Source organism: Corynebacterium sp., from assembly GCF_030152825.1.
In the GTDB taxonomy this organism is placed as follows: domain Bacteria; phylum Actinomycetota; class Actinomycetes; order Mycobacteriales; family Mycobacteriaceae; genus Corynebacterium.
In genome coordinates this window covers 1-26,555 of record NZ_JASLIP010000029.1, presented here as the reverse complement: position 1 = coordinate 26,555, position 26,555 = coordinate 1, and the positions used below count along the sequence as shown (strand labels likewise).

At 65.9% G+C, this 26,555-nt stretch carries 27 protein-coding genes; 9 read left to right on the top strand and 18 right to left on the bottom strand.

The features are described 5' to 3' along the window. The 6 genes from Q1V78_RS03550 to Q1V78_RS03525 form a co-directional block, all read right to left on the bottom strand. Positions 1 to 127: zf-HC2 domain-containing protein (locus Q1V78_RS03550; protein WP_300611685.1), on the bottom strand; the 127-nt coding region annotated here is incomplete at its 3' end. Between the two features lie 67 nt (positions 128 to 194). After that, positions 195 to 617: a DoxX family protein gene (locus Q1V78_RS03545; RefSeq protein WP_300611680.1), complete on the bottom strand. Its 423-nt coding sequence runs from the start codon at positions 615 to 617 to the stop codon at positions 195 to 197. 33 nt (positions 618 to 650) lie between these two features. Then, positions 651 to 1,973 carry a gephyrin-like molybdotransferase receptor GlpR gene (glpR, locus tag Q1V78_RS03540; protein WP_300611678.1) on the bottom strand — a complete coding sequence of 441 codons (1,323 nt, stop codon included), beginning with the start codon at positions 1,971 to 1,973 and terminating at the stop codon, positions 651 to 653. 181 nt (positions 1,974 to 2,154) lie between these two features. Further along, the gene (locus Q1V78_RS03535) at positions 2,155 to 2,850 is read right to left on the bottom strand and encodes a GNAT family protein (protein ID WP_300611676.1); all 696 of its coding nucleotides are present in this window, start codon (positions 2,848 to 2,850) and stop codon (positions 2,155 to 2,157) included. A 30-nt stretch (positions 2,851 to 2,880) separates the two neighbouring features. Beyond that, the gene (gene glp, locus Q1V78_RS03530) at positions 2,881 to 4,119 is read right to left on the bottom strand and encodes a gephyrin-like molybdotransferase Glp (protein ID WP_300611674.1); all 1,239 of its coding nucleotides are present in this window, start codon (positions 4,117 to 4,119) and stop codon (positions 2,881 to 2,883) included. A gap of 4 nt (positions 4,120 to 4,123) precedes the next feature. After that, positions 4,124 to 5,011 carry a UTP--glucose-1-phosphate uridylyltransferase gene (locus tag Q1V78_RS03525; RefSeq protein WP_300611670.1) on the bottom strand — a complete coding sequence of 296 codons (888 nt, stop codon included), beginning with the start codon at positions 5,009 to 5,011 and terminating at the stop codon, positions 4,124 to 4,126. Positions 5,012 to 5,140: 129 nt separating this feature from the next. Between Q1V78_RS03525 and Q1V78_RS03520 the strand changes: the two genes are divergently transcribed. After that, positions 5,141 to 5,878, top strand: coding sequence for a 5-formyltetrahydrofolate cyclo-ligase (locus Q1V78_RS03520; protein ID WP_300611667.1), 738 nt, complete (start codon positions 5,141 to 5,143; stop codon positions 5,876 to 5,878). A gap of 38 nt (positions 5,879 to 5,916) precedes the next feature. Next, the gene (gene mscL / locus Q1V78_RS03515) at positions 5,917 to 6,381 is read left to right on the top strand and encodes a large conductance mechanosensitive channel protein MscL (RefSeq protein ID WP_300611664.1); all 465 of its coding nucleotides are present in this window, start codon (positions 5,917 to 5,919) and stop codon (positions 6,379 to 6,381) included. 248 nt (positions 6,382 to 6,629) lie between these two features. Here mscL and Q1V78_RS03510 read toward each other — a convergent pair whose 3' ends face one another. The 6 genes from Q1V78_RS03510 to Q1V78_RS03485 form a co-directional block, all read right to left on the bottom strand. Further along, entirely contained in the window at positions 6,630 to 7,277 is a 648-nt protein-coding gene (locus Q1V78_RS03510) for a MogA/MoaB family molybdenum cofactor biosynthesis protein (protein ID WP_300611662.1), read from the bottom strand. Positions 7,278 to 7,381: 104 nt separating this feature from the next. Beyond that, on the bottom strand, positions 7,382 to 8,866 hold the full coding sequence (locus tag Q1V78_RS03505) for a trypsin-like peptidase domain-containing protein (RefSeq protein ID WP_300611659.1): 1,485 nt from the start codon (positions 8,864 to 8,866) through the stop codon (positions 7,382 to 7,384). A gap of 46 nt (positions 8,867 to 8,912) precedes the next feature. Continuing rightward, positions 8,913 to 10,502, bottom strand: a complete 1,590-nt coding sequence (locus Q1V78_RS03500) for a HAMP domain-containing sensor histidine kinase (protein ID WP_300611657.1) — start codon at positions 10,500 to 10,502, stop codon at positions 8,913 to 8,915. After that, on the bottom strand, positions 10,499 to 11,194 hold the full coding sequence (locus tag Q1V78_RS03495; RefSeq protein WP_300611655.1) for a response regulator transcription factor: 696 nt from the start codon (positions 11,192 to 11,194) through the stop codon (positions 10,499 to 10,501). The genes Q1V78_RS03500 and Q1V78_RS03495 overlap by 4 nt, the downstream gene beginning before the upstream one ends. A gap of 197 nt (positions 11,195 to 11,391) precedes the next feature. Continuing rightward, entirely contained in the window at positions 11,392 to 11,559 is a 168-nt protein-coding gene (gene rpmF / locus Q1V78_RS03490; RefSeq protein WP_015381369.1) for a 50S ribosomal protein L32, read from the bottom strand. Positions 11,560 to 11,581: 22 nt separating this feature from the next. Then, on the bottom strand, positions 11,582 to 11,851 hold the full coding sequence (locus Q1V78_RS03485; RefSeq protein WP_012359795.1) for a type B 50S ribosomal protein L31: 270 nt from the start codon (positions 11,849 to 11,851) through the stop codon (positions 11,582 to 11,584). Positions 11,852 to 12,209: 358 nt separating this feature from the next. Here Q1V78_RS03485 and rpmB point away from each other — a divergent pair, with 358 nt between their 5' ends. Genes rpmB through rpsR form a run of 4 tightly spaced genes read left to right on the top strand, consistent with a single transcriptional unit; the run spans position 12,210 to position 13,188 of the window. Next, positions 12,210 to 12,446 carry a 50S ribosomal protein L28 gene (gene rpmB / locus Q1V78_RS03480; protein ID WP_012359794.1) on the top strand — a complete coding sequence of 79 codons (237 nt, stop codon included), beginning with the start codon at positions 12,210 to 12,212 and terminating at the stop codon, positions 12,444 to 12,446. A gap of 2 nt (positions 12,447 to 12,448) precedes the next feature. After that, entirely contained in the window at positions 12,449 to 12,613 is a 165-nt protein-coding gene (rpmG, locus tag Q1V78_RS03475; protein WP_012359793.1) for a 50S ribosomal protein L33, read from the top strand. A gap of 3 nt (positions 12,614 to 12,616) precedes the next feature. Then, positions 12,617 to 12,922: a 30S ribosomal protein S14 gene (gene rpsN / locus Q1V78_RS03470; protein WP_012359792.1), complete on the top strand. Its 306-nt coding sequence runs from the start codon at positions 12,617 to 12,619 to the stop codon at positions 12,920 to 12,922. Between the two features lie 17 nt (positions 12,923 to 12,939). After that, positions 12,940 to 13,188 (top strand): 30S ribosomal protein S18, encoded by a 249-nt coding sequence (rpsR, locus tag Q1V78_RS03465; protein WP_012359791.1) that lies wholly within the window; start codon positions 12,940 to 12,942, stop codon positions 13,186 to 13,188. Between the two features lie 182 nt (positions 13,189 to 13,370). Here the strand turns inward: rpsR and Q1V78_RS03460 are convergent, their stop codons facing one another. Further along, positions 13,371 to 14,864, bottom strand: a complete 1,494-nt coding sequence (locus Q1V78_RS03460; RefSeq protein ID WP_300611649.1) for a DUF1846 domain-containing protein — start codon at positions 14,862 to 14,864, stop codon at positions 13,371 to 13,373. 258 nt (positions 14,865 to 15,122) lie between these two features. On the opposite strand from Q1V78_RS03460, the gene Q1V78_RS03455 reads away from it, so the two are divergent. Both Q1V78_RS03455 and Q1V78_RS03450 read left to right on the top strand, forming a co-directional pair. Beyond that, positions 15,123 to 15,890, top strand: a complete 768-nt coding sequence (locus Q1V78_RS03455; RefSeq protein ID WP_300611647.1) for an RDD family protein — start codon at positions 15,123 to 15,125, stop codon at positions 15,888 to 15,890. A gap of 134 nt (positions 15,891 to 16,024) precedes the next feature. Then, a complete protein-coding gene (locus Q1V78_RS03450; RefSeq protein ID WP_300611646.1) occupies positions 16,025 to 16,999 on the top strand; it encodes an AEC family transporter in 975 nt (324 codons plus the stop codon). 64 nt (positions 17,000 to 17,063) lie between these two features. Here Q1V78_RS03450 and Q1V78_RS03445 read toward each other — a convergent pair whose 3' ends face one another. The 4 genes from Q1V78_RS03445 to Q1V78_RS03430 form a co-directional block, all read right to left on the bottom strand. Further along, positions 17,064 to 18,257, bottom strand: coding sequence for an acetyl-CoA C-acetyltransferase (locus tag Q1V78_RS03445; protein WP_300611644.1), 1,194 nt, complete (start codon positions 18,255 to 18,257; stop codon positions 17,064 to 17,066). Positions 18,258 to 18,414: 157 nt separating this feature from the next. After that, positions 18,415 to 20,028, bottom strand: coding sequence for a bifunctional phosphoribosylaminoimidazolecarboxamide formyltransferase/IMP cyclohydrolase (gene purH / locus Q1V78_RS03440; protein WP_300611642.1), 1,614 nt, complete (start codon positions 20,026 to 20,028; stop codon positions 18,415 to 18,417). Further along, the gene (gene purN / locus Q1V78_RS03435) at positions 20,021 to 20,671 is read right to left on the bottom strand and encodes a phosphoribosylglycinamide formyltransferase (RefSeq protein WP_300611640.1); all 651 of its coding nucleotides are present in this window, start codon (positions 20,669 to 20,671) and stop codon (positions 20,021 to 20,023) included. Before purN ends, purH begins: the two co-directional genes overlap by 8 nt. Continuing rightward, complete coding sequence (locus tag Q1V78_RS03430) at positions 20,671 to 22,332, bottom strand: DUF6350 family protein (RefSeq protein WP_300611638.1); 1,662 nt, start codon at positions 22,330 to 22,332, stop codon at positions 20,671 to 20,673. Before Q1V78_RS03430 ends, purN begins: the two co-directional genes overlap by 1 nt. 423 nt (positions 22,333 to 22,755) lie before the next feature. Here Q1V78_RS03430 and Q1V78_RS03425 point away from each other — a divergent pair, with 423 nt between their 5' ends. Next, positions 22,756 to 23,499: a M23 family metallopeptidase gene (locus Q1V78_RS03425; RefSeq protein WP_300611636.1), complete on the top strand. Its 744-nt coding sequence runs from the start codon at positions 22,756 to 22,758 to the stop codon at positions 23,497 to 23,499. A gap of 117 nt (positions 23,500 to 23,616) precedes the next feature. On the opposite strand, the gene Q1V78_RS03420 is transcribed toward Q1V78_RS03425, so the two are convergent. Then, positions 23,617 to 26,418, bottom strand: a complete 2,802-nt coding sequence (locus tag Q1V78_RS03420) for a UvrD-helicase domain-containing protein (RefSeq protein WP_300611682.1) — start codon at positions 26,416 to 26,418, stop codon at positions 23,617 to 23,619. Between the last annotated feature and the right edge of the window lie 137 nt (positions 26,419 to 26,555).

Here is a 26,555-nt window from a genome sequence, read left to right as displayed (position 1 = left end):
CCTGCGCGTACCACGCCTGGCACTCCTCACACTGGGCCACGTGGGCGTCCACGATCTCTCCCGGCACCGCGGCGTCCTCGCCGTCTAGCCGCGCCGAGAGCGCTGCCCGAACTTCTGCGCATTCCACAGACCTTATGCTCCCCTAAAAGCCGCGCTCTGCCAAGCAGAGGCGGCAGTAGCCCCCTTTACCCCGCTCACCCGAAGCGGGAGAATGCCTGGTCCAGGCTGGCCCGCCCGGATCCGAAGACCACGATCGCCACGAGCCCCGCGCACAGCACCAGCGGCAGCTCGATACCGTTATCGGCGGCGAAGAGCCCCTGAGACCAGTGCACCAGGTACATCGCGGCGATCATGTGCAGGATCAGCAGGCCAGCCATCAGCGGCGCCAGCAGGCCCACGACCAGAAGCGCTCCCCCGATGAGCTCCAGCCCGGTGGCCAGCCAGGCGGAGAGCTCGGGCTGCGGGATCCCCTGGTGGGAAAAGTCCGCGATCACCCCGGAGTCTCCCCCAACCTTCTGGATGAAGAGTTTCTGCCAGCCGTGGGCGATGAAGATGGTGCCCAGCACGGCGCGGATCAGCAGCAAGGCACCGTCGCGGGCAACCGGGTGTTCCAGCATCGTTGATTATCCGTCGCGGTCTGCGCGTGCGCCTTAGACCGCGCGGATGTGGGTGCGGTCGTGCGGACCGTCCCAGTAGTCCAGGTCCGCGTCCTCGCCCGGGTAGTCGTCGAAGAAGTCCCCGCCGTTGGCGTAGGCCAGGTTTTCAAGTTCCGGATCTGCTTCGTCCGTTTCGACGACGATCGCGCCCGGCCGCAGCAGCCGGTCCGGGACGCCGAGCTCGGCGTCCTCCAGGTTGCGCACACCCAGGCGGGCGCGGCGCATCCGTGCGAGACGGCGGCGGCGCAGCTTGGCCTCCTCGATCGCCTGGCGGCGCAGGTTGAACAGGTACACGCCGGTCAGCGCGGCGGTGACGAGGAAAGCAATCCACAGCTTGCCACCGACGATAAGGCTGGCGATCAGCGCAATCGCGGTCAGGCCGGCGAGCACGCCGAGCACCTGCTTGCGGCGCTGCAGGCGGCGGTTGTAGAGCTGCTGGGATGCGACCGGGTCGTAGACTCCGCGGCCTCGGCGGGAGGCGATGAACTCCATGTCCTCCTCGGACAGCTCGAAGCTCTCCTCCTCGGCCTCTGCCAGCGGCGACTCGGCCTCAGCGGCCTCGTCCTCCTCGCAGACTCCTGCGTCCACGTGCAGGTCACCGCCGCGGAAGTAGGCGGTCGGGATGTTACGCAGCGCGGGCTGCTCCTCCGATGCGTCCTCGGTGTCTGCGTCCGCAGTGTCCGCCTGCTCAGCCTCGGCCACGCGCAGGGTCGCCGGCGTGTCCGCACCGGCGTCCTCGTGGGCTTCATCCTCGTGCACCATTGTGTCTGCCGCGTCGGCGGCCAGCTCCGCGTCAACGGTGACGGACTCGGTGCTCATGGCCGGCGCCTCGGCCGGGACGGTGCGGCGCTGGGCGTCCGCCACGTGCTCCTCGCCGTCCAGATCCTCGGCGTCGGCGTCGACGAGCTCGCCCTCCAGGGTCTCCAGGTTGGCGGTCTCGTCCGCGGCAGCCTCGGTGACGTCGGCGTGGTCCTCGTCGACCTCTGCGTCCACCGTCTCCACGCCGTCGGCGATGTCGGCATGTTCGGCGGAACGCTCCTCGTCGCGGGCGACGGCGTCCTCTTCGAAAAGGACGTACTCCGGTTCCGCCTCGACGAAATCGATGTCCGCGTCCACGTCCTCATCCGAGGACATGTAGTGCCCCTCGGCGGGCAACAGACGGCGCGGACGGCGGGAACGCTTGGCACCGCCTTCGTGCAGAATTCGGGTCTCGGACATGCCCCGCGACGTGCGGCGCACCGGGGACTGCTTGCGCAGCAACAGCGGCGCCATCAGCAGCAGCCATACTGCGAGGATCAACAGAAGGGAGCCGGACACTTATGCTCCTAAAAGCTAGACAGCGGTTTGGACCTCTGGGGTGTACCCAGCGGATGAACTAGCCCTGCCGGAGGATGGCGGCGAGGCCAGCAGCAATACCTTCCAAGGTATCGGCAACCTGGGCGCTTCGCTTCCTGCCACGCCGCGTGGCGAGCCAAAACGCGGAAGTTTTGCCTGAGGCCTAGTCGACCCGGAAACGTCCCTGGGAGGCGAGCCGATGGGTGATCCCGGGGCCGAGCTCCTCGATCGTCTGGGCGACCAGCAGGTGGTCCGTCCACCGCCCGTCGATGTGCAGGTTGCGCTGCAGGCGCCCCTCCACCCGGTAGCCGGTGTTCTCCAGCACGCGGCGGGAGGCGGGATTGTCTTCCATGACGGTCGCCTCCACCCGGTGCAGGCCGAGCCCCAGCATCGCCAGGTCGGTGCCCAAGGCGACGGCGGCGGTGGCCACCCCACGGCCCTGCCAGCGGGAATGCACCCAGTAGCCGATCCAGCAGTTACCGATCGTGCCGTATTGCATGTTGCCGAGCGTGAGCTGGCCCGCGAACTCGCCGGCTGCCTCGATCGCCAGCGACATCGCTATCCCTTGACGCTCCGCGAACTTCAGGCCGCGATAGGTTTGGCGCCACATTTTCGGCGAGTGCGCCTCCTCCCAGGAAGTCGCCACGGTCGGCTCGACGGGGCGCAGGAGGTGTTCATCGGCGATGCGGAAGGCACGCCAGGCCGCACCGTCGGAGCGGCGCAGCTCCCGCAGCCGCACCGGCAGCTCCGCGGCGGAGTCGGGCACGGCGCCCGGCCGTTGGTTTGCTGGTGGCAGCCAGACGGTAGGCACGCGCCACCGCCCCCCGTTGCCTCTGGCCAGGCGTCTATCGAGCTCCACGTCCGCCGCTCCCCGGTGAGTTTCCCGCGGTTAGGAGCGGTTGGTCAGGAAGAGGACGTCGACGAACTGGCCCGGCGCGACGTGCGTCTCTTCCGCAGGCACGGTGATCAGGCAGTTGGCCTGCCCGTAGCTGCCGAGCAGGTGGGTTGGTTCCCCGCCACCGACCGCGCCCAGCGGGTCCACGAGGAACTCGCGGGTTTCCCGGTCGCGCATCAGCTGGCCGCGGATGAAGCCGCGGCGGCGCGGCGCCGAGTCGATCGCGGCAATGGTGCGGGCCCGCACCACCCGGCGGGTGGCCTGGCGCTGGCCGCGGATGATCTGGATCAGCGGGCGGACCAGCACCTCGAAGGCCACGAGCGCGGCGGAGGGGTTGGCGGGAAGAAGGAAGGTCGGCACCTGGTCGGCGCCGAGGGCACCGAAGCCAAGGATGGACCCCGGGTGCATCGCGATGCGGGTGGTTTCCACCGACCCAAGCTCGCCCAGGATCTCGCGCAGCTGGTCGCTGCCTTCCCCACCGATCGCGCCGGTGATGACGAGCACCTCACTGCGCATCAGCTGGGCTTCGAGGACCTCCCTGATGCGGCGGGGCTCGCCCGCGAGTATGCCCATGCGGTGCGCTTCAGCGCCCGCCTCCTTGGCGGCGGCGGCCAGGGCGTAGGAGTTGGCGTCGTGGACCTGCCCCAGGCCCGGGTCGCGGTCGATGTCGACGAGCTCGGGGCCGAAGGCGAGCACGCTCAGCCGCGGGCGCGGGTAGACCAGCACCTTGGAGCGGCCAATGGCTGCGAGCAGGCCCACCTGGGCCGCACCGAGCACCGCCCCCTGCTCGACAACGACGTCGCCCGGCTGAACGTCGGAACCTAGGCGGTGGACGAACTCCCCCGAGTTCACGGTGCGCAGCGGTTCCACGTGGCGGCCGTCGACCTCCACCCAATCGAGCGGGAGGACGGCGTCAGCGAGGGTCGGGATCGGCGCTCCGGCGTGGACGCGCACGGTCTGGCGCGGCTGCAGCCGCACGGGACGGCTCGAACCTGCGGTGACCTCACCGACGACCGGGAGGGTGGGCAGCTCACCGTCGGCGGGTTCGCGGATATCCACGGCGCGCACCGCGTAGCCGTCGATGGCGGCCTGGTTGAAGCCGGGTACCGCCCGGTCCCCCTCGATCTGCTCCGCGCAGCGCAGGCCGAGCGCCTCCGAGATGGAGATGCGCACCGGTTCCGGCGTGACCGCCGCCGCGGAGATGATCGCTAGCTGTTCCTCAACGCTGCGCATGGGGCTACTCCCCGAGTCGCTGCTCGAGCCACTGCTTCAGGGACTCGCCGTAGGTCTCATCCTCGAGGGCCATGTCCACACAGGCGCGGATGTAGCCGCCCGGGTTGCCGAGGTCGTGGCGCTTGCCCTGGTGGACGACGATGTGCACCGGGTGCCCCTCGGAGATCATCAGCTCGATGGCATCGGTGATCTGAATCTCGCCGCCCTTGCCCGGCTTGGTGCGGGACAGGGCCTCGAAGACCTGCCGGTCCAGCAGGTAGCGGCCGGTGGCCGCGAAGTTCGACGGGGCGTCTTCGAGGTCCGGCTTCTCGACCATGCCGTTGACCTTCTTGACCTGCGGGTCATCGGAGTCGGCGGCGATATCGAAAACGCCGTACTTGGAGACGTCCTCCTCCGGCACCTCGACCGCGCACAGGACGGAGCCGCCGTAGCGCTGGCGCACCTCCAGCATGGTCTCCATGATCCCGTAGGGCAGGACGAGGTCGTCCGGGAGCATGACGGCGAAGCATTCCTCATCTTCGGCGAGGTGGGATTCGGCCAGGCCGATGGCGTGGCCGAGGCCGAGCGGCTCCGGCTGCTCGATGGCGGCGACGTCGATCAGGCCGTCGGTGGCGCGGACCTTCGCGAGCTGTTCCTCCTTACCGCGGGCTTCGAGGGTGGCCTCGAGCTCAGCATCGGTGCGGAAGTGCGCCATGATGCCCTGCTTCTTCGGGGCGGTGATGATCGCCAGCCGTTCAGCACCAGCCTGGGCGGCCTCCTCGGCGATAAGCTCGATCCCGGGCGTGTCGACCACGGGGAGCAGTTCCTTGGGCACCGTCTTCGTCGCAGGCAGGAAGCGCGTCCCCAGTCCTGCGGCGGGGACAACAACTGTGCGAAGCTCATTGGAAGTCATGAGGTGCATCGTACCGCCCAGCTGGGCCAAAGTGCTGGACTTACACCCGGTGCGGGCAGGAAAAGATCTGTTGGGAATCCAGGCACCGCCAACCCACCGAAGCAAAGAGCAGGAGCAGCGAAGGAGATCATGCCCCATAATCCCGAGGAAACCCGCGCCGCAAAGGCCGCCCTGCGCGCCGAGGTTCGTTATACGCGCAAGCAGCTTCCGGCAGCCGAGCGCGCCCAGCGCGACCGCGCCATCCAGCGCCACCTGGTCGCAGCCCTGGGGCAGCGATTCCCCGACTCCCGGCCGGTGGTGGCAGCGTTCTGCGCGCTGCCGGGCGAGCCCGGAGGGGCCGACCTGCCGGAGGCACTGCGGAACGCGGGCTATGAGGTGATCCTGCCGGTCGTTCAGCACAACCCACGCCGGCTGGAGTGGTGCACGTTCACTGGCACGGCAGACCTGGTGGCGAACTCGATGGGGATCCTGGAGCCCTCGGGCGAAAACCTGGGCGAGCTGGTCGATGCCGCGGACGTCGCCGTCCTCCCCGCTCTCTCCCTGGGTTCCGACGGCACCCGGCTGGGCCAGGGGGGCGGATTCTACGACCGCACGCTGGCGGACTTCGTGGCGGGCGATGCCTCGATCGCGCCCGAAAACCCGGGAAGATCGAGCGCCAAGGACGCCCCCACCGGGGCGCCGGCTGTGCATCCCGTCACGACACCGAGGGGCGACCGACCTGGCCCTGCACCCCGGTTGCAAGCAATCTGGGCCGTGGTGGACGACTCCGAGCTGGGTGTTTGCGTTCCCGCGGCCCCACATGACCTCGCCGTGTCGGCTGGCATCAGCCAAAACGGGGTCTATCATTTCCCCAGCTCATCAGTATAATAAAACCAGTCTTTTTACCTTTAAGAAGGGGATTATTTATGCTGTCCGGTTTCAAGGACTTCCTGATGCGTGGCAACGTGGTCGAGCTCGCGGTAGCCGTCGTTGTCGGTTCCGCGTTCACCGCAATCGTCACTGCTTTCACTGACAAGATCGTCAACCCGCTGATCGCTGCGCTGGGAGGCTCCCCGGAGTTCGGCCTGGGCTTCCACATCCGCGAGGGCAACCCGGCCACCTTCGTCGACGTCGGCGCTGTGATCACCGCCGCGATCAACTTCCTGATCATCGCGGCCGTCGTCTACTTCATCCTCATCATGCCGATGAACAAGCTGGCTGAGATGAATGCTCGCCGCAAGGGCATCTCCACCGAGGAGGCAGCTGCAACCGAGACTGAGCTGCTGGCCGAGATCCGCGACCTGCTGCAGCAGCAGAACGGTGTGTCCACCAAGAAGGTCGACCCTTCCGTCGCTAACGACGATGACCCGACCGGCCGTCACGCTGAGTAATTCCCGCTGAGCGATTCGCTCAGCTGCGTTCCGGCTCGACGCCCGTCGAACTAGTTCTTCACCCGCCCCCAGTGGGGCGGGCGTTGTTCTATCCAGAAGTCTTTATCGAACCCGCCGTGCTCGGCCGGGTTCTTTTCTTTTTCGACGCCCCGGCCTGCGGGCTTGGGGTCCTTCACCCTCCCGGCTACGTTCCGGGCGCTGCGGGCCTTACCTAGGCTGGCGAGCCCGCGTGGTACGCGACGGGCCATTTAGACGCCGAGCTCGTCAAGCACGTGGTTGACGAGCGGGCCGAGCGTGGCCATTCCGTCTCGGATCGCGCCGCGGCTGCCAGCGATGTTGACGACCACGGTGGACCCGGAGATGCCGGCGAGGCCGCGGGAGAGGGCGGCGTCCTTGTTATTTGCGGCCAGCCCGGAGCTGCGGATCGCCTCCGCGATACCCGGGATGCGGCGATCCAGCAGCTTGCGGGTGGCCTCAGGGGCACGGTCGCGAGGGCCGAAGCCGGTGCCACCGATGGTGATGACGAGGTCCGCGCCACCGACCACGCCGGTTTCGATGGCGTGCCGGATCTCGCTCTTGCGCTCGGCGACGTTGACCACAGCGTCGACGATGAAGCGGTCCTCTGCGAGCAGTTCGGCAACGAGCTCCCCGCTGCCGCCCTGGCCAGCGCGATCCTCGCCGATCAGCACGACGAGCGCGTGGCGGGTGGGGACGGCTTCGGCTGCGGCACGCTTGGCGGCGGCCTGCGCGTCGAGGCTCTGGTCGAGACTGTGGAGGAAGCTATCGTCTGGCTCCGGAATGGCGGCATCCAGCCGGTCTAGCTGACTGTGGTCGATGTCGTCCACGATCGGGTTTCGGGCACCGAGCTCGTGGGCTTCATTCCGGTTTAGCGTCAACGCTTTTACTCCTTCACGGCGGGTGGGTCGCTTTAACTTTAACGCGGGAGAGGATTTTTCAAACCCCTAATGGGGATTTATTTTCAACCCTCCCCCGTGCGTGTCTACTCCTGGGTTTCGGCCTCGGTGCCGAGGGTGACGTCGAGCTGCTTTTCCGGCCCGCGTCCCCCAGGCAGGACGGTGAGCTTCACGGTGTCCCCGACCTCGTGGGAACGGATGGCGGCGATGAGCCCGACGCCGGTGTCGATGAGGCGGTCGTCGACCTTGCGCACCACGTCCCCCTTCTCCAAACCAGCCTTTTCTGCAGGGCTGCCGGGGTTAACTTCCATGACCTCGGCTCCCACGTAGCGGCTGGCGGTGTTGATCTGCGCGCCGATCATCGGGTGGGTGGCCTTGCCGTTATCGATCAACTGCTTGGCGATACGCACCGCCTGGTTGGACGGGATGGCGAAGCCTAGGCCGATGGAGCCGGAGGTGCCTCCTCCACCCAGGGTGGCGATGACGGTGGGGATGCCCACGAGCTCGCCCTTGAGGTTCACGAGCGCACCGCCGGAGTTTCCGGGGTTGATGGCGGCGTCGGTCTGGATGGCGTCGATGAGGGAGCCCTCGCCGCCGTCCTCGCCGGCTGCCTGGACGGGACGGTCCTTGGCGGAGACAATGCCGGAGGTCACGGTGGAATTCAGGCCCAGCGGGGAGCCGATCGCGGCGACCGTCTCGCCGACGTTGATGGCGTTGGAGTCCCCCATTGCCATGGGCTGCAGGTTATCGGCGCCCTCCGCCTTGATGACGGCGATATCGGTCTGCGGGTCAGCGGCGATGAACTTAGCTGGCAGCACGCGACCGTCGGCGGTGATCACCTGCATTTTCGCGTCACCCTTGGCGGCGGCACCGACGACGTGATTATTGGTGAGGATCATGCCGTCGTTGGTGAAGATGGATCCGGAACCCTCCTCCCCGCCGCGGGCGGTCTGCACCTGGATCTGCACCACCGAGCGGGTGACTTTATCCGCGACCTGGGCGATGGTTCCGGATTCCTCCAGTCGGCTGCTGCTGGTGTCCTCATTGCCGGTGGGCGCGGAGTCGAGAGTGTTGACGGAGCGGATGCTGTTGGTCCCCTGCATCGTGGAGAGGGCGAAGGTCGTGCCGGAGGCGAGAACCACCGCCCCCACCATGAGGGCCGCGACCGCGCCGGTGGACCAGCGCTTCTTCTCCTTCGGTGGCGCGTTCAGCGAATTCTCGCCCGGCTCGCCGGCCCCTGCCTGGGGTGGGTAGCCCGGCTCGTGCGGCAGCGCCTGAGGGTGCTGCGGCGGCTGCGCGCCCTGGTGGGCTTGAACCTGGTGCGGCTGGGTCTGGTGGGTCTGGGTATAACCGGTGTGCGACTGGCCCCATTGGGCATGCTGATTGTCCTGAGCCTCGCCTGCCCAGCCCCCGGGGCCGTACTGCGCCCCGGCCTCGCCGCGGCGGGTGTGGCCGTTGTGCCCGAATGGCCCAAAGTCCGACGCCTGCGGGTAGTGCTCTCCCCCGCCACCGCTGGCGCCATTGCCGCCGACACCGTTACCGCTATTCAGATTTTCACCATTTTTATCCATAGGAACCATCCTCCACTTCCCTTCTAAAAAATACTGGGACGCAGCCCTATCTTTCGCTGGGAGTTCCACGGCGAGCGGGTAGCACAACCCGCATCAGCGCGCCACCGTCGTCAGATTCATCGGCGATGATCGCCCCGCCGTGATTCACAACGGCCTGCTTCACGATGGAGAGCCCCAGGCCAGAGCCCGGCATCGAGCGAGAACTAATCGAGCGGTAGAAGCGATCGAAGACCTTTGCCCGGTCCTTGGCTGGGATGCCCGGCCCCGAGTCTGCGACTCGAATTTCCACAGCCTCCTCGTACCCCCCGCCGCCCTGCGCCCCGGCAGGAAGGCCCGAGGCCGCCGATGGGATGGGTTGCATCCACACGCGCACGGTGCCGCCCTGCGGAGACCACTTAGCTGCGTTGTCCAGCAGGTTTAGCAGCGCGCGCTTCAGGCTGGTCGGGTCGCCCTGGGTGACCCAGGGTTCGGCGTGGATCTCAAAGGTGACGTCTGGGCGGCGCCGCTGCACCTTCGCCACGCCAACGCGAATGCAGTCGTTGAGGTCGACCTCCTGGTCGCTGAGGACGGGACCATCTTCACGGGCGAGGTCCACCAGGTCCTTAATCAGGGCGCTCATCTCGTCCAACTGGCTGAGCACATCACGTTCGATCTCCCGGCGGTCCGCCTCCGAAATGCCCGGGGAGTCTTCGCGCGTCGCGAGTAGCAACAGCTCGATATTGGTCCGCAGGGAGGTCAGCGGCGTCTTCAGCTCGTGCGAGGCATCTGCCACGAGCTCCTTCTGCTTTTCTCGGGAGGTCTGCAGGGCCAGCATCATGTTGTTGAAGGACTGGGTGAGGGTGCCTACCTCATCATTGGAGAAAACAACGAGTTGACGAAGCTCATCCGTCTCCGTCACTCGGTCCGTGGCCCGCCGGAGGCGGTCGATGGGTCGCAGCCCCGTGCTCACCACGGCGGTGACCAGCACGATCGCGCCGAGCGCCCCGCAAATACCGATCATGGTCAGGATGAGCGCCAGCGAATCCAGCGCCCGGTGCGTCGACGAGGTATCCGAAACGAGGACGACGACGCGGCCGTCGGGCGCGGCGACTGCAAAGTAGCGGTCGTCACCGTCGGAGCGGTAGGAGTGCGGTCGAGCGCCCTGGATGACCTCAATCTCGGCGTCTTCCAGGACGTGCTCGAACTTCGCGACAGGCGCGGAGATGCCGGTATTGGACTCCGGAATAACCATCAAACTTAAGGTGTCGGAGATCTTTTCGAAGGTCGGGCGATAGTGCTCCCCCGGGGTGCCTCCCGGCGCTTCTTCGGCGGGCATCTCGATGATGCTCTGCGCCTGGGACCGCAGCAGGCTATCGCTAGTGCGCCACAAAATCTGGGACACCGTGGCGTAGGCCGCGAAGGTAACGGTAGCGATCGAGAAGATGATGACCAGGGAGGCCAGGACGGTCAACCGTCGTTTGATGCTGCCCAGGGTGCCGTCCAAAAAGCGGCGCCACCGGGAGCGTTCGGTCAGATCTGCGACCCCCTCCTGCTCGAGGGGCATGCCGTGGTCGACGATCTCGCCAGCGGTGCGCTCCCCCGTCGCCGAGTGGGAGACACGACCCCGGGGTTCCGGGGAGAGCCTCCTCAAACTCATGGAGCAGTTTCGCGCAAGACGTAGCCCACGCCTCGAACCGTCTGGATCAGGCGCGGCTCGCCATCGGCCTCGGTCTTGCGACGCAGGTAGCCGATGTAGACCTCCAGGGCGTTGCCGGAGGTCGGGAAGTCATAGCCCCACACGTCCTCGAGGATCGTCGTGCGAGAGAGCACCTTGCGGGGGTTGCGCAGCAGCAGCTCCAGCAGGGCGAACTCGGTGCGGGTAAGGCTAATCTGACGGCCACCACGCGTGACGTCGCGGGTCGCGGGATCCAGTTCGAGGTCCTCGAACTTCAGAATCTCGACCTGCTGGGTGTCCACCGCCGCCGGGCGCGCGGCACGGCGGACGAGGGAACGGGTGCGAGCCAGGAGCTCCTCGAGAGCGAAGGGCTTGGTGAGGTAGTCATCCGCGCCGGCATCCAGTCCGGCCACGCGCTCCGAAACAGAATCGCGTGCGGTGAGCAGGAGGATTGGGATGTCATCTCCCTGGGAACGCAGCTCGCGGCACACTTCGAGCCCGTCGAGCTTCGGCATCATGACGTCGAGGATCGCCATGTCGGGACGCTCGGACTGAACTTTATCCAGCGCTTCCTCCCCGTCCGCGGCGAGCAGGACGGCGTACCCATTGAAAATCAGGGAACGGCGCAGCGACTCGCGTACAGCCGGGTCATCGTCCACAACGAGAATCTTCATATAGCTATTGTGCCCTCTCGGCGCGGCTTTGTGTTAAAACTCAGCGCCTGTTTAGGTTGATCGCACCCACAGGTTAGGAGTTTTCTGCATCTCGAATGCAAGTTTCGGGCACTTCCCCGGTGGTGGGGCGGCAGAAAAACGCCCGCACCCTGCGATCCAGGTGCGGGCGTTGGGCCGGTAAAACCGGCTGAGCGGAACTAGTCCAGGTCGATCAGGCCGAGCTGAGCAGCCTTCACCAGGCGGCGAGGGATCTGCACCTCCTGGCCGTTGATCTTCTGAGTCTGAAGATCGACGTTATCCGCCTTCCACTGGGAACGGCGGGCGCGGGTGTTGGCGCGGGACTTCTTAAACTTTGGTACTGCCATTTTCTTCTACCCTCCTCGAGCCTTACTGGGTCTTCTTCTTGCGGCGAGCCATGCCACCGTAGCGGCGCTGGAACTTCTCGACGCGACCTGCGGTGTCCATGACGCGCTGTGCGCCGGTCCAGAACGGGTGGGACTCGCTGGTGATGTCGACGACGATCAGCGGGTACTCGTTGCCATCCTCCCACTCGACCGTGCGGTCAGAGGTGGCGGTGGAGCGGGTCAGGAACTGCTTACCGGTAGCAGAGTCCTTGAATACCACTGGGTGGTAATCCGGGTGGATATCCTTCTTCATACTTCTTCCCTTAGGTTGATCACATCGGGTCGGTCCCGCACATGACAGCGCGGGTCGTGCCCGAGTCGGGGCGAAACATTGTCTTCACGTTCGAGATGCCACGGTGGCAGCACGTACGACCGCAAAAGTCTATCGCATTTCGACCGGTGGACATAATTGACCGGGCACCGCACAAGCGCCAGTCCCGACTGGACAAGATTAGGCGCTTTTCCACCTGAGCTGTATAATTGTCCTCTGCTGTTGTCTATGTAAACGTCATCACCGTGCATACAGCGTATTTCGTGCTTCCCAGCGGACTGTCTACCCACCGGGGAGCCTGCATTTTCGTTGTGTTGTGCATGGTGGAAGGAGAAAACCCATGTCGGCATATTGCCAGGTGACGGGCCGCAAGCCGGGTTTCGGCAAGCAGGTTTCCCACTCTCACCGACACACGAGCCGCCGCTGGAACCCGAATGTTCAGCGTCGCAAGTTCTACCTGCCTTCTGAGGGCCGCACGATCACGTTGACGGTCTCTCCGAAGGGCCTAAAGACCATTGACCGTGATGGCATCGAGTCCGTCGTTGCCAAGATTCGCGCTCGTGGGGAGAAGATCTAAAAATGGCTCGTAATGATATTCGTCCAATCATCAAGCTCAAGTCCACGGCTGGCACCGGTTACACCTATGTCACCCGTAAGAACAAGCGCAACAACCCGGATCGCATCACTCTGAAGAAGTACGACCCGGTTGCCCGCAAGCACGTCGAATTCCGCGAGGAGCGATAATTTATGGCTAAGAAGTCCATGATCGCGAAGAACGAGCAGCGCAAGGAAATCGTCGCCCGCTATGCGGAGCGTCGCGCTGAGCTCAAGAAGATCATCAAGAACCCGAACACCAGCGATGAGGATCGCATCGAGGCACAATTCGAGCTGAACCGTCAGCCGCGCGACGCCTCCCCTGTTCGCGTCCGCAACCGTGACGCCGCCGACGGTCGCCCACGTGGCTACCTCCGCAAGTTCGGCCTGTCCCGTGTCCGCGTCCGCGAGATGGCTCACCGCGGTGAGCTGCCGGGCGTTCGTAAGTCCAGCTGGTAATTAGGGAGGCTCTTTAAATGAAGCGCAACAACATGAAGCGGGCGCGGATGGAGCAGTCCCGCCGCCCCAAGAAGAACCCGCTCAAGGCCGAAGGCATCGAGCAGGTTGACTACAAGAACTACGCTCTCCTGCGTAAGTTCATCTCCGACCGTGGCAAGATCCGCTCTCGCCGCGTCACGGGCCTGACCCCGCAGCAGCAGCGTGAGGTTGCTACCGCGATCAAGAACGCCCGCGAGATGGCTCTCCTGCCTTTCAACAGCCGTTAAGAACCGGCAGGTAGACGTTACGTAGACAAAGAAGACCCGCCCTGGCGTAACGCCAGGGCGGGTCTTCTTTTTGCAGTGCCAAGAAATTTGGCTTAAACCATGCTGCGCACTGGGTGGCGGCCAACAGCCCGGTACGGGAAGATTGCGGCCACTCCCCCCGGGGCATCAGCATCAGCTAGCGCTTAGCGCTTACGGTAGAGGGCCTTTCGCCAGTACTTCGGCTCGGAGGTCACCAGCACCCCGAGGTTGCGGAAGATCCCCTCGTCCACCGACCCCAGGATGGTGGTGGTGTGGACGTCGCAGCCCGCGAGGTTCTTCAGCTGCTTCAGCGCTGCTCGGGCGTCCTCGGACTCGGCGGCGGAGACGGAGAGCGCGATGAGCACCTCGTCGGTATGCAGGCGCGGGTTCTGAGACCCCAGGTGGTCGACTTTGAGCGTCTGGATCGGCTCGATGGACTTTGGCGAGAGCAGGTGGATCTCGTCGTCCAGGCCCGCGAGGTGCTTCAGCGCATTGAGCAGCATCGCCGCGGAGCAGCCCAGCAGCTCGCTGGTCTTGCCGGTGATGATGGTGCCGTCCGCCAGCTCCAGGGCGCTGCCCGGCTGGCCGGTGCGCTCCTCCACCTCGTTGGCGGCGGCCACGACGCGGCGGTCCTTGATGCTCGCACCGACCTTGCTCATGACGATCGCCACGCGCGAGGAGACGGTATCGTCCGTATCCTCCCGGCGCTCTTCGACGAGGGCCTTGTAGTAGCGGCGCACGATCTCCTGCTTCGCGGCTTCGCGGCACAGCTCGTCGTCTGAGATACACTTGCCCACCATGTTCACGCCCATGTCCGTGGGCGACTGGTACGGCGAGTGCTCGTAGAGCTTCTCCAGCAGGGTTTTCAGCAGTGGGAAGACCTCGACGTCGCGGTTGTAGCTGGTCGCCTGCTTGCCATAGGCCTGCAGGTGGAAGGGGTCGATGACGTTGATGTCGTCCAGGTCCGCGGTCGCGGCCTCGTAGGCGAGGTTGACCGGGTGCTCCAGCGGGAGGTTCCAGATCGGGAAGGTCTCGAACTTCGCGTAGCCGGCGGGCACCCCGCGGCGGAACTCGTGGTAGACCTGCGAGAGGCAGGTGGCGAGCTTGCCGGAACCTGGTCCCGGCGCGGTGACGACGACGAGGTCGCGGGAGGTTTCCACGTAGTCGTTGAGGCCGAAGCCACCGTCGGAGACCACGAGTTCAGTGTTCGTCGGGTAGCCGGGGATCACCCGGTGGCGCGCGACGGAAAGCCCCAGGCGCTCCAGGCGCTCGGCGAAGGCGACGGCCATGTGATTGCTGTCCTCCAGCTGGGTCAGCACCACGTTGTTGACCAGGAAACCGCGGTCACGGAAGACGTCGACGAGGCGGAGGGCGTCCTCCTCGTAGGGGATGGAGAGGTCGGCGCGGACCTTGCCACGCTCCAGGTCGCGAGCGTTGAGGCAGACGACGATCTCGACGTCTTCCTTGATGTTCTCCAGCATCGCGATCTTGTTATCCGGCGTGAAGCCGGGCAGGACGCGGGAGGCGTGGTAGTCGTCGAAGAGCTTGCCGCCCATTTCGAGGTAGAGCTTCCCACCGATCTGCTCGCGCCGCTCGTTGATGTGCTCGGACTGGAGCTGGATGTACTTCTCGCGGTCGAAACCGATGCGGTGGGTCATGGGCGTAGCTTGTTCCTTTCAAAGCCTCAGCATCGCTGGGTGCACCGGCTTGTAGAGCACCGTTGCGTGGCTGTTTTACGCCTTTTCACTTTAGACCCGGGGGAACGCGGGCGTAAACTTCTCGCGTTTCCGCACGGTTCCCAGGCATTTCCGAGGGGTGCAGCCGTGCACTCCGGATAGTGCGGAACTATATTCGGGGACAATGCCCTTCACGCATACACCGACGCGGGGGCTGAACGATGGACGAAAGGCCCTGTGATGACGAACCCCTATGACAAGAATCCCTATGACGGAGGAACCCCGGACAACGGTGGCTACGGTGGCTCGACTCCGAATAATCGACACGACGGGGACGCTTCTGGCGGTGGGCCTTACGGTAGCGGATACAACCATCCCGATGCGGGGGACGCGTTTAACGACTCCCCGGGTAGCCAGGGCTACGGGGCGGATAGCTACGGCGTGCCGATGGGCGATGATCGCTCCGCTGCCGCTGGCGGTTTCCCCAGCATGCCGGACTACGAGGCCTCGGCGGGCACCGCTCCCCTCGCGCCGTCGCGTCCGGGCCCGTGGATTCGCCTGCTGAGCCTCATCATCGACGGAATCGTGGTCAACGTTGCCAGCGCACCAATATTCCTGATGTTGTCCTCCACGCAGGAGGTCCTCGATTGGCTCCTTAACACCGCCAACGGCATCAATGCCGACATGCCGACGGGCATTGGCATCGCCTCGCTGTTCTCCTTCGTGCTGTGGTTCGTGTACCGCGCGGCGATGGAGTCCAGTGGCATGAAGGGCTCCCTGGGCAAGCTGGCCACCGGTCAGCGAGTCGTGGACTTCGAGGGCCGGCAGCTTACTTTTGTTCAGTCCCTGAAGCGCAATAGCTTCTACCTCATCCAGGGCCTGCTGAGCATCCTGCCCTTCCTCGGCTTCATCTACATGATTGTCTACGGCGTCGGTATCTCCCGCGACCCGTACAACCAGTCCCACACCGATAAGTGGGCCAAGGCCTACGTGGTGAAGGCGCTCTAAGCACCACTCCCCTCTGAGCCCCGCCGTGGCAGTAGCCCGGCGGGGTTTTCTTCTGCCCGCCCTCCAGCCGCTCACCCGGCTCCCCTTGGTTGGCCCCACCCCTCGCGGTCGGCCCGGGACGGGCGGGTGGTTCAATGGAAGCCATGCTCAATGTGCTTACCGGCTTCGGCGTCGTCGTCCTCATCATCGGACTCGGCTACGCTATTGGCCGCAAGCAGCTGCTGGGCCCCAAGGCGCTCTATCCGCTGAACATGTACGTGTTCTGGATCGCGCTGCCCGCCACGCTACTGCGTTTCATGAGCCACGCGGACCTCGGGCAGATCTTCGGGCCCAACCTCGCGGTGGTGGCGATCAGCAGCCTGCTGACCGGATTCACGAGCTTCGCGCTCTTCTATTGGATTGCCCGGCGCAGTGCCAAGGAGTCCCTCATCGGCATGCTGGCAGCCAGCTACTGCAATGGCTCCAACCTGGGTATCCCGCTGGCCACCTACCTGCTGGACGACCCGACGCTGACGCTGCCGGTGATCCTCTTCCAGGTGGGTCTCTACGCTCCCACCGCGGTGCTGCTGCTGGATATCGCCGAGGAGCGCGGCTCGGGCGCGCAGTCGGACACGTCGCGTACCCGGCTGGCGCCGGCGGTGGCCTCGGCGCTGTTCAAGTCCCCCCTGCTGATTTCGGCTTTTGTCGGCATGATCCTGGCCTGGATGAACACTCAATTCGGCTTTGAGCTGCCGGCGCTGATCGCGGACCCGATCGATCTGATCGCCCAGTCCATGGTCGCCGTGGCACTGGTGGTCTTCGGTATGTCCATGGCAGAGGTCAAGGTGCTGCAGCCGGGGAGCAGCCCGCGCAAGTCGGTGCTGGTGGCCTCCCTGCTGAAGACGGTTCTGCACCCCACGCTGGCTTTCCTCGTCGGCACGCTGGTCTTCGGCGCGAGCGGGGAGCTGCTGCTGGCGATGGTACTGATGGGGGCGCTGCCCACGGGGCAGAACGTATTCACCTACGCGCAGCGCTTCCAGACCCAGCAGGTGCTGGCCCGTGACACTGGCGTGGTGTCCACGGCGATCTCCCTGCCGATCATGGCAGGGATCGTGCTCTTCCTGGGCTAGCTTGGGTTAGCTGGGTCGCCCCCTCCCCTGGGCTGGCCGAAGCCAACCCACCCCCCTCAAGGCGTTACTTCCAGATCAGCAGCGCATCGCCCTGGCCGCCACCACCGCACAGGGAGACCGCGGCCTTGCCGCTGCCGCGGCGGTTGAGCTCGTGGGCTGCGGTGACGAGCACGCGGGCACCGGAGCAGCCAATCGGGTGGCCCAGCGAGATGCCGCCGCCGTGGATGTTGGTCTTCTCCAGCGGGTAGTCCAGGTCCTTCAGGGACTGTGCGACGACGGCACCGAAGGCCTCGTTGATCTCCAGGAAGTCCAGGTCCCCGGTCTCCCAGCCGGCCTTGGCCAGGGCGGCCTTCACGGCCTGGGAAGGCTGGGAGAGCAGCGAGGTGTCCGGTCCTGCGGTCTGCCCCGCAGCGCCGACGGTAGCCAGGATGTTCCAACCCTTGGCCTCGGCGTTCTCGCGGGTGGTGAGCACGACGGCAGCCGCGCCGTCGGAGATCTGGGACGAGGAACCGGCGGTGATGGTTCCCTCCTTGCGGAAAGCCGGGCGCAGCTTGGCCAGGCCCTCCTCGGTGGTGCCCGGGCGCACGCCCTCGTCCTGGGAGACGGTGATGGTCTCCTTGCGGGTGGCGATCTCGATGGGGACGATCTCCTCAGAGAAGGTGCCATCGGTGGTCGCACGCTCGGCACGCTGGTGGGACAGCGCGGCGATGTGGTCCTGCTCCTCGCGGTTCAGGCCGGCGGCCTCGGCGTTCGCGTCGGTCTCCACACCCATGGCGGTGCCCTGGACCGGGTCGGTGAGCCCATCGCGCTCGAGGGCGTCGTCCAGCTTCAGCCCACCGAAGCCCTTGCCCGAGCGCACACCGGTGGCGAGGTGCGGGGCGTTGGACATGGACTCCTGACCACCGGCGACGACGACGGTGGCGTCCCCGGCCTTGATCATGCGTGCGGCGCTGATGACGGCATCCAGGCCGGAGAGGCAGACCTTGTTGATGGTCATGGCCGGGACGTGCATCCCCAGGCCAGCAGCGACGGCGGCCTGCTTGGCGGGGTTCTGGCCTGCGGCGGCCTGCACGACCTGGCCCATGAGGACGTAGTCCACCGGCTCGGTGCCCACGCCGGACCTCTCGAGTACTGCGGAGATGGTGGCGGCGCCGAGGTCGACGGCAGTCTTGCGGGACAGCGCGCCGAGCAGGCGGCCTTGCGGGGTGCGGGCGGCGCCGACGATGACGACGTCCTGTGGCTGCGGGTTCAGTGGCATGGGGTAAAAACCTCCCGTTGTCGGCTGGGCGAGCTATTTATGATGTGATCATCATCTCATATTTGGCCCCGCTGCGTCTGGCTCCTGAGAGATAGAAAAAGGGGCGGGCAGCGTCTCCGCTGCTCGGCCCCCTCACTAAGCGTGCACACTCTTGCTGTTAGTGCGAGAAGTGGCGCTCCCCGGTGAGGTACATCGTCACGCCGGCCTTCGTCGCGGCCTCGATGACCTCAGCGTCGCGGACGGAACCACCCGGCTGGACCACGGCGCGCACGCCAGCGTTGGCGAGCACCTCGAAGCCATCGGCGAACGGGAAGAAGGCGTCGGATGCGGCAACCGCACCCTTGGCGCGCTCGGCACCGTCGGAGAGGGTGTTGGCGCGCTCGACGGCGAGCTTCGCGGCGTCCACGCGGTTGACCTGCCCCATGCCCACGCCCACGGTCGCACCGTCGGCGGCGAGCAGGATGGCGTTGGACTTCACGGCACGCACAGAGCGCCACGCGAACTCCAGCTCGGCGAGGGTGGCCTCGTCGGCCGGCTCGCCGGCAGCCAGGGTCCAGTTGGCCGGGGCGTCGCCCTTGGCGTCGATGACGTCGCGCTCCTGCAGCAGCAGACCGCCGGAGATCGGGCGGGACTCGATGGTCGCGCGCGTCGGGGCAGCGGCCTTAAGGATGCGGATGTTCTTCTTCTGGCTCAGGATCTCGATCGCGCCGTCCTCATAGTCCGGGGCGACGATGACCTCAGTGAAGATCTCCGCGACCTGCTTGGCCATCTCCACGCTGACGGGACGGTTGACGGCGATGACGCCACCGAAGGCAGACATCGGGTCGCAGGCGTGCGCAGCACGGTGGGCGGCGGCGATGGACTCCTCGGAGACGGCGATGCCGCACGGGTTGGCGTGCTTGATGATCGCGACGGCCGGGCGCTCGTGATCCCAGGCGGCGCGCCACGCGGCGTCGGCGTCCGTGTAGTTGTTGTAGGACATCTCCTTGCCGTGGAACTGCTCAGCCTGTGCCAGGCCCGGCTCCTCGCCCGGCGCGGTGTAGACCGCGGCCTTCTGGTGCGGGTTCTCGCCGTAGCGCAGGTCGTGGGCCTTCTCATAGGAGGCGCCGGACCACGCCGGGAACTGCTCGTCGTCCTCGCCGACCTGGGCGGTCAGCCAGCTGGCCACCGCGACGTCGTAGGAGGCGGTGTGCTGGAAGGCCTTCATGGCCAGCTCGGTGCGCTGCGCGAGGGTGAAGCCACCCTCCTTCGCGGCGGCAACGACCTCGTCGTAGCTGGTCGGGTCCACGACCACACCGACGGAGGCGTGGTTCTTCGCGGCGGCGCGCACCATCGACGGGCCGCCGATGTCGATCTGCTCGATGACCTCGTCGTAGGAAGCCCCGGAGGCGACGGTCTGGGTGAACGGGTAGAGGTTCACGACCACCAGCTCGAAGGGCTCGATCTCCAGCTCCTTGAGCTGGTCGAGGTGGTCCTGCTTGCGGGTGTCGGCGAGGATGCCGGAGTGCACGCGCGGGTGCAGGGTCTTCACGCGGCCCTCGAGGACCTCCGGGAAGCCGGTGAGCTGTTCCACCTCGATGACGGGCACGCCGGCATCAGCGATCTTCTTCGCGGTCGAGCCGGTGGAGACAATCTCCACCCCGGCGGCGTGCAAGCCCTGCGCGAGCTCCTCCAGGCCGGTCTTGTCGTACACGCTGACCAGGGCGCGGCGGATAGGCGTGCGCTCGCCGGTTGCCTGCGCTGGGTTCTTAGAATTCGAAAGTTCAGTCATTGCTGCTGATCTGGGCCTTTCGTCCCTCGATGGTGAGTCCGTTTCCTGCGATCTCGTGCAGGACCTGCACGATCAAACGCCGCTCCACGTGCTTAATTTTTTCGTGCAACGCTTCCACTTTATCGCTTGGGTGCACGTTTACCGCTTCCTGCGCCACGATCGGGCCGGAATCAACCCCGGCGTCCACCACGTGAACGGTCGATCCGGTGACTTTCACGCCGTATTCGATGGCATCCACGACCGCCTGCGCGCCCGGGAAGGAAGGCAGCAGCGCGGGGTGGGTGTTGATGATGCGGCCTGGGAAGCGGTCCACGACCTCGGCGCCGATGATGCGCATGAACCCGGCGGAGACGATGAGGTCGGCGTCCCAGCTTTCGAGTGCGGCGATGAGGTCGCGGTTCCACTGCTCACGGTCGGTGACCTTCGGGATGTACTCCACCTTGAAGCTCGGCAGGCCTGCCTTCTCGGCGCGCTCGAGTGCGGTGCAGTCGCGGTCCGCACCGATGGCGAGTAGCTCGACCTTCGCGGGGTCCAGGTTGTCAATGAGGGCCTGGACGAGCGTGCCGGAGCCGGAGGCCAGCGCAACGATGCGCAGCGGCCGGCCCTGGGGCGCGGGCAGTGTGGTGTGGAAATTCTGACTCATTAGTTCTCCTCGTTCTTCTCGTTCTCCTCGATCTCGCCGTCGACGTCGGCCTGGTCATCGAGGTCCGCGTTGTCGGTCTCGTCGTTTTCTTCTTCGGTGACGGTCTCGTCCTCGACGTCAGCGTTCTCGGCGGCGTCTTCCGCGGCAGGATCCCCGTCGTCGGAAGCGGCGCCTTCGCCCTGCACGTCCTCGTCATCGTCGATGTCGGTTTCGGCAGCATCCCCGTCATCGGAAGCGTCCTCGTACTCGTACTCGGTGTCCTCGTCAGAAGCGACCTCGTCAGCCGGGACGGCCTCGGTCACCGCGTCACCGGCGCGGGCAAGGAACCACATAAGCACCGTCGCGGGCAGCAGCAACCAGCCCCCCGCCTCCACGGCGGCGAGCCACGGCAGCGGCCCGGTGTTCCCAACGGTGCCCAGTACGCCTCGTGCCAACCACGCACCGATGAAGGTGAGCACCAAGGCAGCGACTCCGGCTCCCAGGCCCGTGAAGACCGGGGACTCCACGTAGCTGCGCTGGCGCACGAAGCGGTAGACGGTGGCCACGGCGACGATCGCTGGGATCGCCAGCAGGAACGGCCCACCCGGGATGGGCGCGTTCGGGGCGGCGGCCAGGATCGGCAGCGGGGGCAGCTCCACGTTGGTGATATTGAACAGGCTGAACAGGCCAAAGCCAAGGTTGTACTCCCCGCCCAGCAGGACGGCTGCCGCCCCGATGACGATATTCGGCAGGTAGAGCAGCGCCAGGAGGGTCATCCCCACGCCTGGCCAGAAGCCCGGCGCGATCTCGTAAGCCGCTGTGGCGGCGGACCAGTTGCCGATCAGGGCGATCACGATGCCCAACAGGCCGGCTACACACATCCAGCCCAGAAAGTTCCGGCCCAGGCGGACGGATTCCACGGGCCAGGTCGGCCAGTGGCGGCGCATCAGCAGGGCCCGCCAGATGCGCCCCCGCATGCCGATAGCCACGGCCAGTCCGTTAACAAGGAAGGTGTTCAGCAGCGCTCGACCCAGGTGCGGCGCCTGGACGTCGAAGACGCGACCTGCATCCAGGAGCATGAGCCAAGCGATGAAGGTCAGCACCATCGGCAGAGCAATACCGAGAGCTGCGAATACCCTTAAGCCCCGGACGCTGACCTTATCCCCCAGTGCCTTCGTAATGCGGCGGGAGTGGCCGATGATCACGGCAATCGCGGGGAGCAGTGGGACGAAGCCCAGCTCCACGCCCTGCATTTTCAGCGGGGCGGCGTTCGCCACCATCCAGACGCTGGCGAGGACGCTGGGAACCATCGAAAATTTCGCGCCAATTCCCACGATCACCGCGAAGGTCAGGGCGATCGCGATAGTAACCCCGTGGTTGGCCAGCAGGGAGGGAAGGAAACGCTTGATGTGGGGGCGCCACAACTCCCAACGGTGCTTCAGCCCCGCTCCCCTGCCCGGCTGCTGTCGCTGGCCGGTACGTGGGACGGTACGTTCGCCGCGTTCCGAACGGTGGAAACGGTCCTGAGAGCTTTGACCTGCCGCGGAGCGCCCGGCCGGAGCGGCCTGAATAGACGACGGACGCGCCGGCGGGCGCCGGCTGGGGCCGGCTGGGCGGCGGCCCGCCTGGCGGGCAGCACTGCGGCGCGGTCTGGAACGGGGGTTGTCGGCTTGTCTACTCACAGTGTCTATTGTGCCTGCCACTACCCCCTCTGTGATATTCACGGCACTTTCCGGCGTTTCCAGGCAAAGACAGGGTGAGCCTCGCGTGACTGCTGCCCTGGTCGAATCCAGGGGGGAACGGATCAGGAATATCGGCGGAAAAATGTGACTTTCCCCACCCTTTTTGGGTGTACCCCACCGAAACGCCGGCGAAATCACGCCGCATTAACCCACTAAAAGGCACTTTGAGCTGCGCTTTCGCTCCACTTCCCCGTCATCTCCCCGTTAATCACACCAGCCACAGCGTTCACTTATTGTTATGTTCTCGCAATATTGGTTGAAAGATATCGAAGGAAACAATAGAGTAACTCTCGTTCATAACGATCTGGTTACGAAAAACCAGCGAGTAGATCACATTCTCCAGAGCTTGAAAGGGCAAGGAACGTGCAGAAGACCTCCAGCACCCGGCGCGTTGGCCAGCACCGCAAGGTAGATAACAGCGCCAAGCGCCGTCTCGCATTGGTCGCCGTTGCAACGGGTGCCGTATCCACGGCTGGCGCCGCAGGCGCAACCGCTGGCGCTCAGCAGGCAAACTCCGCTACCCCAGCTGATGGCACCATCGAGCTGGCGGCTGACTCCTCCTTCCTGGCCCAGGAGGCCGAGGGCAGCTCCGCGGCTGATGCCCCGCGCATCCTGGAGGTCCCGCAGCTGCAGGAGACCACCGCGGACCTGTCCGCACAGCTCTCCTCCGCTCTGGAGTTCGCGAAGCAGCGCGCTGCCGCTGACGCTGCGTCCCGCGCCCCGCAGGCCGCTAAGCCGGCCGAGGGTTCCTTCACCTCTGGTTTCGGCGCTCGCTGGGGCACCAACCACAATGGCGCGGACATCGCTAACGCCATCGGCACAGCGATCCGCGCAGTCAAGGACGGCACCGTCATCGACGCTGGTCCGGCCTCCGGCTTCGGCAACTGGGTGCGAGTCAAGCACGATAATGGTGACATCACCGTCTACGGCCACATCGCCACCATCGACGTCTCCGTCGGTGACCGCGTGACCGCCGGCCAGAAGATCGCCGGCATGGGTAACGAGGGTTTCTCCACCGGCCCGCACCTGCACTTCGAGATCCACCCGAACGGCTCCGGCCCGATCGACCCGGTGCCGTGGCTGCGTGACCTCGGCATCGAGCTCTAAGCCGACGCTAAAATGACAACAGCTCCCACCCTTCACGGGTGGGAGCTGTTCTTCTTATAGCGACCGCACTGGGTTTGTTATAGAGCACGCTCCAGGGGGGGCGGTGCCGCCCCTGCCCTAGAGCTTCTCCATCGGCACACCGCCGAAGAGCATGAGCCGCACGGTACCACGGCTGCCGAAATCGATCATGACGGTGGTGTGGCTGCCCGCCCCATCGACGCTCTTGACGGTGCCAAGGCCGTACTTATCGTGGTTAACCCGGTCGCCCACGGCCAGCTCCAGAGGCTTGCCGCTTCGGTCGGTGGCCTTCTTCTTAGCCTTCGCGCCCGCGGGCTTACCCGGCCGGAAGCCGGTGGAGTTGCCGCTACCCGAACCGCTACGAGAGCTGCCTCCTGCAGAACTGAAGCCGGAACCCGCGCGACCTGCACCAAAGGTGCGGCCACCGTCGAAACCGCCGCCACGACTGCCGTAGCTGCCGGAACCACCGGAGCCCCAGCCACCCGAGCGGCCCCAGCCTCCCGAGTAACCAGAGCCACCGCCGAAGCTGGAGCCATCGGCATAGCCACCACTGCCCCAGGAGCCGGCCCAATCCGGTTCCTCGCGGAGCCACTCCACCAGTTCCTCGGGCACCTCGGAGAGGAAGCGCGAGGGCGGGTTGTTCACCGGTGCACCCCAGCCGGAGCGGGTGATCGCGCGGCAGATGTAGAGCTTCTTTTTCGCGCGGGTAATGCCCACGTACGCCAGGCGACGCTCTTCGGCGAGCTCGGTGGGGTCGCTGAGCGCACGCATGTGAGGGAACTGGCCGTCCTCCCAGCCGGTGAGGAAGACCACCGGGAACTCCAGCCCCTTGGCGGTGTGCAGGGTCATCAGCGTGATCTGGCCAGCACCCTCCTCTGGGATCTGGTCGGCGTCGGCGACCAGGCTGACCCGCTCCAGGAAGGCCTGCACGCTGCCCAGCGGGGCCTCGCCCTCGTCGAGCATCGCGTCGGCGACGTCCTGTGTGAGCTGCACCTCGGCCTGCACCGCCTTGCCGGCGGGCATCTCCTCGTAGGCCTTCTGGTGCGCGGCCTCCTGGCTGAACTCGTGGCCCACGCTGATCAGCTCGTTGACGTTATCCAGCCGGGTCTGGTCCTGCGGGTCGTTGGATTTCTCCAGCTCGGCTCGGTAGCCGCTCTGTTCCACGATCGCGGCGATGATCGCCCCCAGGTCCGGCAGGCCCAGCGGGCTGCCGTCGGAGGCTCGCAGCTCCGCATCCTCAACCGTCTTTCGCAAGCCGTCCATCATGCTGAGGAAGCCCGCGATGGCATTGCGACCACGCCCGCCGAGCCGGGCGACCTTATCCTCGGCGGCCTCGCGCAGTCCCTGCGCGAAGCTCACGCCCTGCGCTTCGGCGTGGACGGTGACCTGCGCGAGCGCCCGGTCGCCGATGCCGCGCCGCGGGGTGTTGATGATGCGGCGCAGCGCGACCGTGTCCTCTGGGTTATCGAGAACCTTGAGGTAGGAGACGATGTCGCGGATCTCCTTGCGCTCGTAGAAGCGGGTGCCGCCCACGACCTTGTAGGGCAGCCCGGAGCGCATGAGCACGTCCTCCAACGCGCGGGAGGCGTTGTTGGTGCGGTACATGATGGAGATGTCCCCGTAGGCCACGCCCTCGTCGACGAGCCGGTCGATCTCGCCTGCGATGAAGCGGGCCTCGTCGTGCTCGTTATCAGCCACATAGCCTGCGATCTTCTCGCCCTGACCGAGGTCGGTCCACAGCTTCTTGGGGCGCCGCTCGGTATTGCGGTCGATCACGGCATTCGCCGCGGAGAGGATGGTCTGCGTGGAGCGGTAGTTCTGCTCCAGGAGGATGGTGTGAGCATTCGGGTAGTCACGCTCGAATTCCTCGATATTGCGGATCGTCGCGCCGCGGAAGGCGTAGATGGACTGGTCCGCATCACCCACCACGGCGAGCTCACCACCACCGCTGCCCTCCTCACCAACGAGGGTGGAGACCAACACGTATTGCGCGTGGTTGGTGTCCTGGTACTCGTCGACGAGCACGTGGCGGAAGCGGCGGCGATAGTGTTCGGCGACCTGCGGGTTGTTGCGCAGGATGCCGACGACCTCGCCGATCAGGTCGTCGAAGTCCACGGCGTTCGCCGCCCGGAGTCGCTTTTGGTAGTCCGCGTACAGGGAGGCGACAGTCTGCTTATGGAAGTTACTGTCCGCGTCTGCCTCAGCCTTCGCAGCGGCAGGCCCGATGAGCTCGTTCTTCCAGTTGCTGATGGTGGACAGCACGCCGCGGGGCGCGAACTCCTTGACGTCCAGGTTGTGATCCTTGATCACCATGGTGATCAGTCGCTTGGAGTCATCCGAGTCGTAGATCGTGAAGTTGGTGTTCAGCCCCGCCACGAGGTGAGCGTTGCTGCGAAGGATGCGCACGCACATGGAGTGGAAGGTGGACACCCACATCCGCTCGGCGGCGGGACCAACGAGGTCGGCGACGCGCTCGCGCATCTCCGCCGCAGCCTTATTGGTGAAGGTGATCGCGAGGATCTGCCAGGGCGCGACACCGGTGGACAGCAGCCAGGCGATGCGGCGGGTCAGCACGCTGGTCTTGCCGGATCCCGCGCCCGCGACGATGAGCAGTGGGCTGCCGGTGTGCTGCACGGCTTCCTTCTGCTGCGGGTTGAGCCCGGCGAGCAGCTGCTCGCGGTTGTCCGGGGCGTGGCGCCGGTCGAAGGGGCTCGCCACTGTTGTTTCAGGACGTCGGTTTCCGCCGCTTGCGGCTCCCAGGAAGTCGTCGACGTCCTCGGTGCGCTGTGCCTGCGAAAATTGTGTCTGCCCCGGCTGTGGCTGGTTCGGCGCCTGCTGGCCCGTCGACTGCGCGGGGACATGTTCGTCCTGCGCACCCGGTTGGGACGCGGCCTCGTTCATGAGCGCGACCAGCTCCTCGTAGCCCGCGGGCGGGGCATCCTCCGGGGGCGGAACTGCATCGAACTCAGGGTCGAACTCCGGCTCTGGCAGCGGCAGTTCCTCGGCTTGTTCTGCCTCCGGCCCACCCGCACCGGCGG